Source organism: Croceicoccus hydrothermalis (assembly GCF_022378335.1).
In the GTDB taxonomy this organism is placed as follows: domain Bacteria; phylum Pseudomonadota; class Alphaproteobacteria; order Sphingomonadales; family Sphingomonadaceae; genus Croceicoccus; species Croceicoccus hydrothermalis.
This window is the reverse complement of record NZ_JAIQCI010000003.1, coordinates 200282-213235: the sequence shown is the minus strand read 5'-3', so window position 1 is coordinate 213235 and position 12954 is coordinate 200282. Positions and strand designations below refer to the sequence as shown.

Annotated in this window: 14 protein-coding genes, 1 tRNA gene and 1 riboswitch; of the genes, 9 read left to right on the top strand and 6 right to left on the bottom strand. The window is 66.1% G+C overall.

Translation table 11 applies throughout. The features are described 5' to 3' along the window. Positions 1-67: 67 nt before the first annotated feature. Positions 68-280, bottom strand: a riboswitch (cobalamin riboswitch). A 66-nt stretch (positions 281-346) separates the two neighbouring features. The 6 genes from K4G67_RS03125 to infA all read right to left on the bottom strand — a co-directional run bounded on the left by K4G67_RS03125 (position 347) and on the right by infA (position 2547). Further along, positions 347-422 (bottom strand) — tRNA-Phe (locus tag K4G67_RS03125). 126 nt (positions 423-548) lie between these two features. After that, positions 549-722 carry a DNA gyrase inhibitor YacG gene (yacG, locus tag K4G67_RS03120; protein WP_239804929.1) on the bottom strand — a complete coding sequence of 58 codons (174 nt, stop codon included), beginning with the start codon at positions 720-722 and terminating at the stop codon, positions 549-551. Next, positions 719-1414 (bottom strand): ribonuclease E/G, encoded by a 696-nt coding sequence (locus K4G67_RS03115; protein WP_338026385.1) that lies wholly within the window; start codon positions 1412-1414, stop codon positions 719-721. Before K4G67_RS03115 ends, yacG begins: the two co-directional genes overlap by 4 nt. Continuing rightward, positions 1411-1692, bottom strand: coding sequence for a hypothetical protein (locus K4G67_RS17640; protein WP_338026384.1), 282 nt, complete (start codon positions 1690-1692; stop codon positions 1411-1413). The genes K4G67_RS03115 and K4G67_RS17640 overlap by 4 nt, the downstream gene beginning before the upstream one ends. Beyond that, positions 1685-2260 carry a Maf family protein gene (locus K4G67_RS03110; RefSeq protein ID WP_239804928.1) on the bottom strand — a complete coding sequence of 192 codons (576 nt, stop codon included), beginning with the start codon at positions 2258-2260 and terminating at the stop codon, positions 1685-1687. Before K4G67_RS03110 ends, K4G67_RS17640 begins: the two co-directional genes overlap by 8 nt. Positions 2261-2301: 41 nt before the next feature. Continuing rightward, on the bottom strand, positions 2302-2547 hold the full coding sequence (gene infA, locus K4G67_RS03105; RefSeq protein WP_202083068.1) for a translation initiation factor IF-1: 246 nt from the start codon (positions 2545-2547) through the stop codon (positions 2302-2304). Between the two features lie 221 nt (positions 2548-2768). Here infA and K4G67_RS03100 point away from each other — a divergent pair, with 221 nt between their 5' ends. The 9 genes from K4G67_RS03100 to K4G67_RS03060 all read left to right on the top strand — a co-directional run bounded on the left by K4G67_RS03100 (position 2769) and on the right by K4G67_RS03060 (position 12953). Continuing rightward, complete coding sequence (locus K4G67_RS03100; RefSeq protein ID WP_239804927.1) at positions 2769-5231, top strand: TonB-dependent receptor; 2463 nt, start codon at positions 2769-2771, stop codon at positions 5229-5231. 62 nt (positions 5232-5293) lie between these two features. Next, a complete protein-coding gene (gene uvrC, locus K4G67_RS03095; RefSeq protein WP_239804926.1) occupies positions 5294-7252 on the top strand; it encodes an excinuclease ABC subunit UvrC in 1959 nt (652 codons plus the stop codon). 64 nt (positions 7253-7316) lie between these two features. Next, a complete protein-coding gene (gene folE / locus K4G67_RS03090; protein ID WP_202083073.1) occupies positions 7317-7925 on the top strand; it encodes a GTP cyclohydrolase I FolE in 609 nt (202 codons plus the stop codon). Beyond that, complete coding sequence (locus K4G67_RS03085; protein ID WP_239804925.1) at positions 7925-8431, top strand: flavin reductase family protein; 507 nt, start codon at positions 7925-7927, stop codon at positions 8429-8431. Before folE ends, K4G67_RS03085 begins: the two co-directional genes overlap by 1 nt. Positions 8432-8517: 86 nt before the next feature. Continuing rightward, the gene (locus K4G67_RS03080; protein ID WP_239804924.1) at positions 8518-9288 is read left to right on the top strand and encodes a Crp/Fnr family transcriptional regulator; all 771 of its coding nucleotides are present in this window, start codon (positions 8518-8520) and stop codon (positions 9286-9288) included. A gap of 37 nt (positions 9289-9325) precedes the next feature. Next, positions 9326-9847, top strand: coding sequence for a hypothetical protein (locus K4G67_RS03075; protein WP_239804923.1), 522 nt, complete (start codon positions 9326-9328; stop codon positions 9845-9847). A gap of 114 nt (positions 9848-9961) precedes the next feature. Beyond that, positions 9962-11107, top strand: a complete 1146-nt coding sequence (locus tag K4G67_RS03070; protein ID WP_239804922.1) for an acyl-CoA dehydrogenase family protein — start codon at positions 9962-9964, stop codon at positions 11105-11107. Between the two features lie 20 nt (positions 11108-11127). Continuing rightward, positions 11128-12174 (top strand): enoyl-CoA hydratase/isomerase family protein, encoded by a 1047-nt coding sequence (locus K4G67_RS03065; protein WP_239804921.1) that lies wholly within the window; start codon positions 11128-11130, stop codon positions 12172-12174. Beyond that, the gene (locus K4G67_RS03060; RefSeq protein WP_239804920.1) at positions 12171-12953 is read left to right on the top strand and encodes an enoyl-CoA hydratase-related protein; all 783 of its coding nucleotides are present in this window, start codon (positions 12171-12173) and stop codon (positions 12951-12953) included. The genes K4G67_RS03065 and K4G67_RS03060 overlap by 4 nt, the downstream gene beginning before the upstream one ends. Position 12954 lies beyond the last annotated feature (1 nt).

The window sequence follows — 12954 nt, the reverse complement described above, 5'->3', positions numbered from 1 at the left end:
AAAACCGGCCTGGCTGTCGCTTCTGCGGAAAAGACGCTTTTCCTGTCCCGATGGCTGAACCCGGCCCCGGACGAACGACGCGACGGCAGGTTTCCTGGCTTGCCGATCATCGCCTGTGGGAACCGCCTTCCCGGCGTTCTGCCCCGAAAGGCAGGCGGCCAGTGACATGTGGTTCCAGGCTCCCGGCATACAGTTGCGGGCACAGCGCCGGCATCGAACCGGCTTCCCTCTTAGCTCCGGACGCTTTCACGTCCGCAGCACCGTCTTGCCGCGGCCATGCGGCGCGCGGGCGGCCATGTCAACGCGATTTGCGGGAATTGAAGATGGTAAGGAGACACCGGGAAAATGGTGCCCGAGGGCGGGATCGAACCACCGACACTACGATTTTCAGTCGTATGCTCTACCAACTGAGCTACTCGGGCATCGCCGTCGTGACAGCGTCACCGCGTTCGCGACCGGTCCGAAGAACCATCCGCGACGGGAGCGCCGCCTATGGCCAAAGCTGGCCTGCGTGTCCAGCCCCAATCGCATGGTTTTTTATGCGCGCTCTAACCATCCTCGTCGGGATCGTGCACCGGCACGTCGGCCGGCGGGCCGGGAATGGCGTAACCATCGCCGAGCCAGTTCGCGAGGTCGCGGTCCCGGCAGCGCGATGAACAGAACGGCGCATGGTCCGCATGGCGCGGCTTGGCGCAGATCGGGCATTTGCGGAGAGTCGTCATGCTTCCACCGCTTGGGCGAAACCGGCCTCGGGCGCAAGGGCAGGATCGGTCGTGATCCGCGTCGTGCGGCCCGTCCGGCGTGAAAGCTCGGCGATTCGCTCCTCCGACAGATGCGGGGCAAGGGCAGGATGGGCAGCGATCAAGATGGGGCCCGCGCCCGCGACCCGCTCCGCGCGGCGGAGCAACTGGCGCGCGGCGGCGGCCATGCGGCGATGGGCCACGCGGTGCAGGATCGACGGGCCGACGCTGCGCGAAACGATCTGTACGAAGCCGAAGCCGTTCATCGCCGTGCGTTCGTGCGCGAACCCGGCAAGGGCATGGGCCAGCGCGTCATCGACCGCGCGGCGGTCCGCCTTGTCCGGCAGGGTAGGAAAGTCGATACCGACCGATCCGCCCATGTCGAATCGGCGCAGCGCCGCCGCGATGGCCGGCACGGCGGCGAGCGATAAAGCGCGCGGCGGCAGGGTGCCGTCGATGTCGATCAAGGTCATGGCAGGCGTCGGGGACAGGACGATCGCTCCGCCGGTGAAATCGAGGCGCCGCTCGAACGCCTCGGCCATCAACGCGTCCCATTCGCCGCCGGGAAAGCTTCGCACGCGCACCGGATCGTGCCCTTCTTCGCGCAGCATGTCGAACAATGTCGGTGCGCTGCGCAAAGCGGCGTCGGTCGGGCGGGCCTGCGCGCGTTTCACGCGGCCCGGCTCGCCAATCGCGGCGCGCGTGATGTCAGCGTGATCTCGGCTCCCTCGCTCGCGTCGCGTGGCAGGCGCGATACCAGCACCTCGGTCCCGTCGGCGAGCCGCGCCGTCCCCCGCGCAGCGCCTGCGTGCCGCGCCACCAGCCGGGCCGCGACGACCGCGCCCGCCGCCAGCTCGCCCGGCCAGCGGATGCGCGCAGCGACAATGGCGTCATTCTCGATACAGGCCGCGCGTTCCTCCGCGATGCCGTCCTCGACGAGCCAGTCAGCCAATGGCGAAGCCTGCGGATTTCAGCAATGCGCGCGTTTCATAAAGGGGGAGGCCGACCACGCCCGAATGGCTGCCCCGGATCCACTGGACCAGCGCCTCGGCCATGCCCTGCAGCGCGTAGCCGCCGGCCTTTCCGTCCCATTCGCCGCTGGCGATATAGGCGGCGATTTCCTCGTGGGAGAGCACCTTGAAACGCACGATCGTCTCACTCAACCGTTCGCGGATCGTGCCGTCGGGCGCGCGCAGGGCAATGGCGGAAAGGACGCTGTGCCGGCGTCCGGACATGAGCGTGAGACAGGCGCGCGCGGTATCCGCATCCTCCGACTTGGGCAGGATGCGGCGACCCAGCGCAACGACCGTGTCGCCGGCCAGCACATGACCGGTATCGTCGCGGACGGCTTCGGCCTTTTCGCGGGCCATGCGGCGGGCATAGGCGCGTGGAAGCTCGCCATCGCAGGGCGTTTCGTCGATGTCGGCGGGCGCGATGCGGGCCGGCGCGAGGCCCAGGCGCGACAGCAGTTCGGCCCGGCGCGGGCTGGCCGAGGCGAGGATCAGTTCGGGCGCGGACATCGGTTCAGGCGCGGATACGGAACAGGTGCGCGCGGAGCGGCTCAGCTCGGCCCCGGACCGCCACGACCCGGCATGAAGCGATAGGTGATGCGGCCCTTCGTCAGGTCATAGGGCGTCAGTTCGACGAGAACCTCGTCACCGACGAGAACGCGAATCCGGTTCTTGCGCATCTTGCCCGCGGTGTGGCCGAGAATCTCGTGATCGTTCTCAAGCTTCACCCGGAACATTGCATTGGGCAGCAGTTCGACGACCGTGCCACGCATTTCGAGGAGTTCTTCTTTGGCCATGTGCGGGCTTCGTGCGCCCTTCCTTTCCGCTGCTGTTCGATGAATTCGTTCGTCCGGCCGAAACCGGAACGATGCGCGCCCATAGCGTCGCCGCGCCGAAATGGGAAGCGCCATGGGCAAATTCAAGCGATTACGCCCGTTTGGTCGTGCCGTGCCGCACTGCGACAAATTAATACCACCCGTGACTATCTCACGCAGGGGCGGTCTTCTATCGCAGGCCCATGATCATTCGTCCGACCTTCGGCGCGAGCGCGGCCATCGCCGTCATCGCATGCAGCAGCCCCGCCTTGGCACAGAACGGCAGCGATGCGCAGCCGGGCGGAGACGGCGTTGAGGGCGAGCCCGTCACGCTGGACGAAATCGTCGTCATCGCCCCGCGCCTTCGCGGTTCGGTCGATGCGCCGCAAGCGCCGGTGGCCGTGCTCGACGAGGAGGAGATCGCCGGTTTCGGCGCCGGCTCCATCGCCGAGCTGGTCGAGCAGCTCGCCACGCAGGTCGGATCGGGAAGCGGACGCGGCGGCGGCAGGCCGGTCTTTCTCCTCAACGGACAGCGCGTGTCGAGCTATCGCGAATTGTTCAACTATCCGCCCGAGGCGATCGCGCGGGTCGAGGTGTTGCCGGAGGAAGTCGCGCTGCGCTTCGGCTATCCCGCGACGCAGCGGGTCGTGAACTTCATCCTGAAGGACAATTTTTCGGCCCTGACCGCAGAGGTCGAATATGGCCAGCCGACAGATGGCGGCTATGCGACCAACGAACAGGAGGTCAGCCTCGCGCAGATCAACGGACGGAACAGGCTCAATATCGCGCTCGAACTCGAAGACAGCAGCGGGCTCACCGAGGCGGAGCGGGGCGTATCCTCCGCGCCTGCGCCCGTGTTCGGCGATGATGCGAACCCGGCCCGGTTCCGCAGCCTCGTTGCCGATACGCGCGATTTCGCGCTCAACGGCAACTGGTCCACCGGTCTGGGCGAGGATGGCGGCGGCGGTTCGCTTTCGTTCAACGGGGCGATCACGCGGTCGGACAGCGTGGCGCTCGCCGGGCTGGACACGGTGACGCTCACCGCGCCGGACGGGGCGAGCGCCTATCGCGCGCTTTATTCCGCGGCGCTGGGCTATGGCGCGCGGGTCCGCGACGTGCAGAGCAATGGTTTCGAACTCGGCACTGCGTTCAGCACGCGCCTTGGCGACTGGGACCTGACCGCGACGGGCAAGTGGACCCATTCGGAAAACCGCACGCGCAGCGATGTCGGCGCCGATACGGGCGCGCTCGCCGCCGCGGCCCTGGCCGGGGACGTGGCGATCGGTGCGCCGGTCGGCGATCTTTTGGCCACCGGGCTGATCCGCCCCGGCGGCAGCGAGCTGTCCCGCACCAATGGCGAGAATGCGACCAGTCTCGTGACCCTCGTCGGCCGCCCCGCCGAACTGCCGGGCGGGGAAATGACCATGACGCTGACCGCCGGTTACGACTGGCAGAATGTCGTGGGGCGCAACACGCGCAACCCGGCCAGCGCATCCGACCTGACGCGGGGCGATGCCAATGCGGGCGTGACGCTCGGCATTCCGATCACCAGCCGGCGGACAGGCTTCCTCGACGCGGTGGGCGACATCACGCTCGACCTGTCGGGCGGGGCGCGCCATCTCTCCGACTTCGGCATGCTCTATTCGGGGAGCGCCGGCGTCAACTGGGGCGTGACGGAGCGGCTGGGCCTCAATGCGAGCTTCAACTATCGGGAGGCGGCGCCCTCGCTGTCGCAGCTCGGCGCGCCGCGGATCGTGACCGTGGGGGCGACGGTGTTCGATTTCGCGAGCGGGCAGACGGTGCTGGCCAACCTGATTTCGGGCGGCAATCCCGACCTCGTCGCCGAGCGGCAGGGCGACTGGAAATTCGGGGCGAATTACGACCTCCCTTTCCTCGACCGGTCGCGCGTCATCGCCGAATATTTCGACGAGACGAGCAAAAACGTGTCCAGCGCCTTTCCCATACTCACCCCCGCGACCGAGGCGGCATTTCCCGGCCGCGTCATTCGCGATGGCGCGGGCAATCTCGTCGCCATAGACCAGCGCCCCGTGACCTTTGCCGAGCAGAACGGGCGCCGCCTCCGCCTGGGCTTCGACCTGTCCGACCGGATCGCCGCGCGCGATCAGGACGGCGCGCAAAAGGGCGGGCGCGGCGGCGGGCCGGGGTTCGGCCGGAACGAAGGTGGCGGACGCTGGCAGCTGGGGTTCTACCACACGATCCGGTTTCAGCAGGACGTGCTGGTCTCCGACAACGGGCCAAGGCTGGACCTGCTCGACGGGGCGGCGCTTTCGGGCAATCCGACCGCGCGGCACCAGTTCGAGATGAACGGCGGCCTTTTCTACGAAGGGATCGGCCTGCGGCTTTCGGGCGATTACGTGGGCAAAAGCGCGATCGACGGCACGCTCACGGGGCGGGACACCACGCTGACCTTCGATCCGATCATCCGGTTCGATGCGCGGATCTTCGTCGATCTGGGGCAGCAGGACAGCCTTGTCGAAAAATGGGGCTTCCTCGACAACAGCCGGGTTTCGCTGCGCATCGACAATATCTTCGATGCACAGCAACGCGTGACCGATGCGACCGGCGCGGTGCCGGTCAATTACCTGCCCGATTTCCTCGATCCCGCCGGCACGTTTTTCGAGATCGATTTCCGCAAGCAATTCTGAACGCGCAATGGGAGGCGCGAGGGCGGTTCCATTCCGGCTCTTGCGCCCCTATCTCCTCCGCCATGGCCAAGACCCCCGCCGCCCCGCCTGCAAACGCATCGTCGGACCGCTTTCTCGAGGAGAAGGCGACCCATACCGTGCGCGGGTCGGGTGGCGGCACCGACATCGCCGCCGGCGTCGCCGCCATCCGCGAGGTGCAGCGCACGTTGAAGCCCAAGCCCGGCGTGTATCGCATGCTCGATGCGAAGGGCGAGGTGCTCTATGTCGGCAAGGCCCGCGCGCTGAAAAACCGGGTCGCCAATTATACGCAGGTCGAACGATTGTCGAACCGCCTGCGCCGCATGGTCAGCCAGACCCGCGGCATGGAGATCGTCACCACCAATTCGGAGGCCGAGGCGCTCCTGCTCGAGGCGCAACTGATCAAGCGGTTTCGCCCGCCCTACAATGTGTTGCTGCGCGACGACAAAAGCTTTCCGTTCATCCTGCTGCGCAGCGATCACGATTTTCCGCGCATCATGAAACATCGCGGCGCACGCCGGGCGAAGGGCAGCTATTACGGCCCGTTTGCCAGCGCCGGATCGGTCAACACCACGATCAACGCGCTGCAGAAACTGTTCCTGCTGCGGTCCTGCACCGACAGCTTTTTTTCCCGGCGCGACCGGCCCTGCCTGCTCTATCAGATCAAGCGATGTTCCGCGCCCTGCGTCGGGCGCATCGATGCGGAGGGTTACGACGCGCTCATCCGGCAGGCGAAGGATTTCCTCGGCGGGAAATCGGGCGCGGTGCAAAAGGAGATCGAGGCCGACATGGCGCGCGCCGCCGCCGATCTCGATTTCGAACGGGCCGCCATGCTGCGCGACCGTCTGCGCGCCGCGACCTTTATCCAGGGCAGCCAGGCCATCAATGCGAATGGGGTCGGCGATGCGGACGTGTTCGCCATGGCGGTGAAGGGCGGGCAGACCGGGATACAGGCGTTCTTCATCCGCGGGGGGCAGAACTGGGGCCATCGCGCGTTCTTTCCCCGGCACGACGGCGACATGGATGCCGAAGCGGTGATGGCCGCCTTCCTCGCGCAGTTTTACGAGGAGGTGCCGCCCGCGCCCATCGTGCTGATCGATCGGGAGCTGGAGGAGCGCGAATTGCTGGAGGATGCGCTGTCCGAACTCGCCGAACGGCGGGTCAGCATATCCGTGCCGCAGCGCGGGGACCGTCGCCGCCTGCTCGAACAGGCGTCGCGCAATGCGACCGAGGCGCTGGACCGGCGCCTCGCCGAAACCAGCACGCAGGCCCGGATCATGCGCGAAACGGCCGAGTTCCTCGAACTGGCCGAGGTGCCCTCGCGCATCGAGATCTACGACAACAGCCATATTCAGGGCGCGAACGCAGTCGGCGCGATGGTCGTCGCCGGGCCGGAAGGGTTCCTCAAAAACCAGTATCGCAAGTTCAACATCAAGAGCGCGCAGACCAACGACGATTTCGGCATGATGCGCGAGGTGATGAACCGCCGCTTCGCCCGCGCGCTCAAGGACGATCCCGACCGCGAAACGCTGGGCAAGCAGGATGCGGCATGGCCCGATCTCGTGCTGGTCGATGGCGGCAAGGGCCAGTTGTCGAGCGTGATGGACACGCTGGAGGAGCTGGGCATCGAGGACGTCGCCGTCGTCGGCATCGCCAAGGGACCGCATCACGGGCGCGAGGGGCGCGAGGTGTTTCATTTCCCCGACGGGCGGGAAAAGATGCTGCCGACCAATTCGCCGGTGCTGTTCTATCTTCAGCGTCTGCGCGACGAGGTGCACCGTTTCGCGATCGGCGCCCACCGCGCCAAACGCAGCCGCGCGATCAGCGCCAGCCCGCTCGACGAAATTCCAGGCATCGGCCCGGCGCGCAAACGGGCGCTGCTGCTCCATTTCGGGACGGCGGGAAAGGTGCGGGCCGCATCGCTCGACGATCTCGCGCGGGTGCCCGGCGTTTCGGAGCAGGTCGCGCGCACCATCTATGATTTCTATCACCCCGGCGGGTGAGCGGGCGCTGGATTTGTCCCGGCCCATACCCTAGACCCCGGATCGGCAAACAGGAGAACGACCCATGAGCAGCCTCGTCGGACCGGATGAAGACAATCCGCTCGGCAAGCCCGATGTCCCGGACGAGGTGCAGGACGCGATCCGCACGCTGATCCGCTGGACCGGCGACGATCCGGAGCGCGAGGGTTTGCTCGACACGCCGAAACGGGTCGCGCGCGCCTGGCTCGAATATTGCCAGGGATACAGGGAGGATCCGTCGATCCACCTGTCCCGCATATTCGAGGAGGTGGGCGGCTATGACGAGGTCGTCCTGCTCCGCGACATCCCGTTTCAGTCGCATTGCGAACACCACATGGCGCCGATCATCGGCAAGGCGCATATCGCCTATCTCCCGCGCGATCATGTCGTCGGCATTTCCAAGCTCGCCCGCGTGCTGCACGGGTTTGCCCGCCGGTTGCAGATCCAGGAACGGCTCACCGCCGAGGTCGCCGAATGCATTTGGGACCATCTGAAACCGCATGGCGTCGCCGTGGTGATCGAGGCGAGCCATGCCTGCATGACCGCGCGGGGGGTGCGCACGCCGGGCGTCGGCATGACCACGAGCCGCATGATGGGCGTGTTCCGCGACGACGATCGCAGCCGCAAGGAAGTCTTGTCACTGATGGGGTATTGATGAGCGAGCATCCCGAAAATTCCGATTTCTTCCGCAAGGTGCTGAGCCACTGCAGCACCGCGGTCACTGTTATCACCGCGCCCGGCGCCGCCGATGGCGACGGCCCCGTCGGCATGACCGTGGGCTCGTTCCTGTCGGTGTCGCTCGATCCGCCGCTGGTCGCGTTCCTCCCTGCTACGAGCAGCAGCACGTGGCCGCGGATCCGCGACGCGGGCAAGTTCTGCGCCAACGTGCTCACGCAGGATCAGATGGATCTGTGCACCCGGTTCACCCGGCCCGTGGCCGACCGTTTCGCCGGGGTCGGCTATCGCATGTCGGACAATGGCTCGCCCATTCTCGACGATTGCCTGGCCTTCGTCGATTGCGACATCGAGGCGGTGCACCCCGCCGGCGACCACGTGTTCGTGGTGGGGCGGGTGCGCGAACTCGCGCTGGAAAAGGAAAGCGAGCCGTTGCTCTTCTTTCAGGGGCGCTACCGCGCGCTTCTCCCGCTGGGCGAGGGGTAGGCGCGTTGACCGGCTTGCCATAATCTGTCGCCTCACATAGCGAAAGCTGCGCGATGCCGACGGGGCGAGAGGCGGAAGGGGGATCAGTGAAGAAGGCGGATGACACCGACTATCCGGTAACCGGGCGATTTCTGCAGGGCAGGCTGCGTCACGCCATGTCACGGCACGAGGCGGACGCGACCGAGGCGATGTTCGATACTGTCGAGCGTTTCGACGATGGCCATGTGCTGTCCCGGCGCGGAGAGCTGGTGAACAGGTCGACGATCCTCGTAGACGGCTATGTCATTCGGGCCGTCGTCGAACGGGACCGCCGCCATATCGTCGGGATCCAGGTGCCCGGCGACTTCATCGACCTGCATGGTTATGCGCTCAAGCGGCTGGACCACGATCTCGTCGCGGTGGGGCCGGTGCGCGTGTCCTTCGTCGACCATGAACGGCTCAACCACACGTTGCGCGGCGATCTGCATCTGACGCGGCTGATGTGGTTTTCGACGCTGCTCGATGCCTCGATCCACCGGGCGTGGATCATGAAGATGGAGCAATTGCCCGCCGATGGCCGGCTCGCCCATCTCCTGTCCGAGATATGGGAGCGGCTGCGGCTGGTCGGGCTGGGCGATGCGCAGGGTTTCGACTTTCCCATGACGCAGATCGACCTTGCCGATGCGTGCGGCACGACCGCGATCCACATGAACCGCATGGTGCAGAAATTGCGTGCCGGCGGTGTCGTCGATATTCGCCGGGGGCGCGTGAACGTGCTCGATCATGCGCAGCTGCGCAGCATTGCGCGATACGATCCCGATTATCTCTATGGTCCGGGCGATCTCGCGGTTGGCGCCCATTTCGAGATAGCGGATTGATGCCGGGCGGATTTCCCACAAAGCGAAAGGCCACGCCATGAAACCCATTCCCGCGCTCCTGCTCACCGCGATGCTGTGTGCATGCGGCGCCGCCGACGACGACACGCCCCCGGTCGACAGCGAGGTCGTGGCGGACGGTGCGGACGATGGTGCGACCCTCCAGCCAAGCGACCAATCGCTGGCCGATCCGGCACCCGGTTCGGTCACCGCGCCTGCGGACGGCGTGCGTGGGTCGGGGGACGGCGCCCCCATGGCGATACCGGCATCGATGCGGGGCCGGTGGGGCATGACGCGCAACGATTGCGACGGACCCGCTTCGGTGGCCAAGGGTTTGCTGACTATCGAAACGAACAGGCTGACCTTTTACGAATCGGTGGGCACGTTGGCCGATGTGAGGGAACGGTCGGACGATTATCTGCGCGCCGAATTTGCGTTCGAGGGCGAAGGCATGGAATGGCGCCGGGACATGACGCTCCTGCGCGAGGGGGACACGTTGCTGCGCCGCGAATCCGGGCCCGATGCCATGCGCGGGCAGCAAAGATATATGCGTTGCGCGTGAACCGCGCGGCCCGCGATGCGTAGGTAAGGAAACACCCGTCCCGCCGCGCGGCGAAGGCGGCGGCCACAAGAATGATCGACCGCGCCTTCGCGGCTGAAGAGGAAACGAGACACGATGGAAGACCAGTTTTCACTGACCGGCGACCAGATCGCCATTCAGGAGATGGCGCAGCGCTTCACCGCCGACAATATCACGCCCCATGCCGGCGAATGGGACGAGAACGCGATCTTCCCCCGCGATACGATCAAGGCGGCGGCAGAGCTGGGCTTCGGGTCGATCTACGTGTCGGAGGAATCGGGCGGGATCGGGCTCGGCCGGCTTGAGGCTGCGCTCATCATGGAGGCGATGGCCCATGGCTGCCCCTCGACCAGCGCGTTCATCTCGATCCACAACATGGCCGCCTGGATGATCGACCGTTTCGGCGGCGAGGCGGTGAAATCGAAATATCTGCCCGACCTCATCGGCATGGACCGGCTGGCGAGCTATTGCCTGACCGAACCGTCTTCGGGTTCCGACGCGGCGGCGTTGAAGACGAAGGCCGTGGACAAGGGCGACCATTACGAGGTCACCGGATCCAAGCAGTTCATTTCGGGCGGCGGCGAGAATGAAATCTACGTCGTGATGGTCCGCACCGGCGCCGACGGACCGAAGGGCATTTCGTGCCTCGTCATCGAAAAGGACATGGACGGCGTGTCCTTCGGCGCGAACGAGAAGAAGCTGGGGTGGAAGAACCAGCCCACCGCGCAGGTCATCTTCGACAATGTAAAGGTGCCCAAGGAAAACCGCGTCGGCGACGAGGGGCAGGGTTTCTCCATCGCGATGACCGGGCTTGACGGCGGGCGGCTCAATATCGGGGCGTGCTCGCTCGGCGGGGCGCAGCGCGCACTGGACGAGGCGATCGCCTATACCAAGGACCGGACGCAGTTCGGCAAGGCCATCGCCGATTTCCAGAACACGCAATTCACCATCGCGGAAATGGCCGCAGAGCTGGAGGCGGCGCGCGCGCTGCTTTACCTCGCCGCGGTGAAGGTCACGAACGAGGCGCCGGACAAGACGCGCTTTGCCGCGATGGCGAAGATGATCGCGACCGAAACCGGATCGCGCGTCGTCGACCATGCACTGCAACTGCATGGCGGCTACGGCTATCTCAAGGATTACCCGATCGAGAAACTGTGGCGCGACCTTCGCGTTCATTCCATTCTCGAAGGCACGAACCAGATCATGCGCATGATCGTGGGCCGCGATCTCCTGCGCGATTGATAGACAAGCGAAGGCTGCACATGACCGACGACGTACATATTCACGCGCACGGGGCGGCGGGGCATATCTCGCTCAACCGGCCCAAGGCGATCCATGCGCTCACCCTCGACATGTGCGAGGCGATGACGGAGGCGCTGCGCGGCTGGGCCGGGGACGATGCGATCCGGGCCGTGCTGCTCGACCATGCCGAAGGGCGGGGTTTCTGCGCGGGCGGCGACGTGACCCTGCTGCGCCGATCGGCGATGGAGGATGCGGGCGTGCGCGGGCGCGAATTCTTCGCCCTCGAATACAGGCTCAACCATCTGATGTTCACCTATGACAAGCCGATCGCGGCATTCATGGACGGCATCACCATGGGCGGCGGCGTCGGCATCGCGCAGCCGTGCCGGTACCGCGTGGCGACCGAGAACACGAAATTCGCCATGCCGGAAACGGGCATCGGCCTTATCTGCGACGTGGGCGGCGGGTGGTATCTGCCGCGCCTGCCGGGGCGCGTGGGGCAGTTCATCGGGTTGACCGGGGCGCGGCTCGACGGGGCGGAATGCGTGTGGGCGGGCATTGCCACCCATTACATCCCGTCCGAAAAGCTCGCCGAGGTGAAGGCCCGCATCATTGCCGAGCCGGGCGACATCGCCGCCATCCTGGATGAGGCAAGCGAAACCCCGCCCGAGGCCCGCATCGCGGCCAATCGGGAGGCGATCGACCGGCTCTTCGCCTCCGACGATCTGGAAACGATCCTCGCCGCGCTGGAGGCCGACGATAGCGACTGGGCGGCAAAGGAGCTGAAGACCCTTCGCACGAAAAGCCCGACAAGCTGCAAGGCGGTGCTGCGCCAGTTGCAGCTCGGCGCCGAGGCGGAGGATTTCGCCGCGAACATGGCGATGGAATATCGCGCCGCCGGGCGCATCATCACCCGTCCCGATTTTGCAGAGGGCGTGCGGGCCCTGCTCGTGGACAAGGACAACGATCCCCAATGGCAACCGGCCACGGCCGACGCAGTGCGCGAGGATGACATCGACGCGCTGTTCGCAGCCCTGGACGGGGAAGAGGAATGGAGACCGCTATGAGCTACGAAACGATTACCGTCGAACAGAAGGGCGCGGTCACGCTGATGACGCTGAACCGGCCCAAGGCATTGAATGCCCTCAATTCCCAGGTTCTGGAGGATCTGATCGCCGCGTTTGCGGAGTATGAGGAGGACGATAGCCAGCGCTGCGCCGTTCTCACCGGCAGCGGGGAGAAGGCGTTTGCCGCCGGCGCCGACATCAAGGAGATGGTCGACAAGTCGAGCGCGCAATTCTTTACCGAGGATTTCTTCGCCGGCTGGACCAGCCGCCTTGTCAAAGCGGTGCGCAAGCCGTGGATCGCCGCGGTCAACGGGTTCGCGCTCGGCGGCGGGTGCGAGCTTGCCATGATGGCCGATTTCATCATCGCCAGCGACACCGCGATGTTCGGACAGCCGGAGATCAAGCTCGGCGTGGCGCCGGGCATGGGCGGGTCGCAGCGGCTCACCCGCGCGGTCGGCAAGGCGAAGGCGATGGACATGTGCCTGACCGGGCGCAACATGAATGCCGAGGAAGCGGAGCGCAGCGGGCTGGTATCCCGTGTGGTGCCCGCCGCCGAGCTCATGGACGAGGCGATGAAGGCGGCCGAGGCGATCGCCGGCATGGCGCCGCTCGCCGCGATGGTGAACAAGGAAATGGTCGACGCGGCGTTTGAAACCACGCTCGATCAGGGATTGCTGTTCGAGCGGCGCGCGTTTCAGATTCTGACCGCGACCGAGGACAAGAAAGAGGGCATGCAGGCGTTTGTCGAAAAGCGCGCAGCCCAGTGGAAGGGACGCTGAC

Coding starts and splice junctions, on each gene's coding strand:
- infA (WP_202083068.1), bottom strand. CDS start 2,547: ATGGCCAAAGAAGAACTCCTCGAAATGCGTGGCACGGTCGTCGAACTG.
- yacG (WP_239804929.1), bottom strand. CDS start 722: ATGACGACTCTCCGCAAATGCCCGATCTGCGCCAAGCCGCGCCATGCG.
- K4G67_RS03100 (WP_239804927.1), top strand. CDS start 2,769: ATGATCATTCGTCCGACCTTCGGCGCGAGCGCGGCCATCGCCGTCATC.
- folE (WP_202083073.1), top strand. CDS start 7,317: ATGAGCAGCCTCGTCGGACCGGATGAAGACAATCCGCTCGGCAAGCCC.
- K4G67_RS03110 (WP_239804928.1), bottom strand. CDS start 2,260: ATGTCCGCGCCCGAACTGATCCTCGCCTCGGCCAGCCCGCGCCGGGCC.
- K4G67_RS03085 (WP_239804925.1), top strand. CDS start 7,925: ATGAGCGAGCATCCCGAAAATTCCGATTTCTTCCGCAAGGTGCTGAGC.
- uvrC (WP_239804926.1), top strand. CDS start 5,294: ATGGCCAAGACCCCCGCCGCCCCGCCTGCAAACGCATCGTCGGACCGC.
- K4G67_RS03065 (WP_239804921.1), top strand. CDS start 11,128: ATGACCGACGACGTACATATTCACGCGCACGGGGCGGCGGGGCATATC.
- K4G67_RS03060 (WP_239804920.1), top strand. CDS start 12,171: ATGAGCTACGAAACGATTACCGTCGAACAGAAGGGCGCGGTCACGCTG.
- K4G67_RS03075 (WP_239804923.1), top strand. CDS start 9,326: ATGAAACCCATTCCCGCGCTCCTGCTCACCGCGATGCTGTGTGCATGC.
- K4G67_RS03070 (WP_239804922.1), top strand. CDS start 9,962: ATGGAAGACCAGTTTTCACTGACCGGCGACCAGATCGCCATTCAGGAG.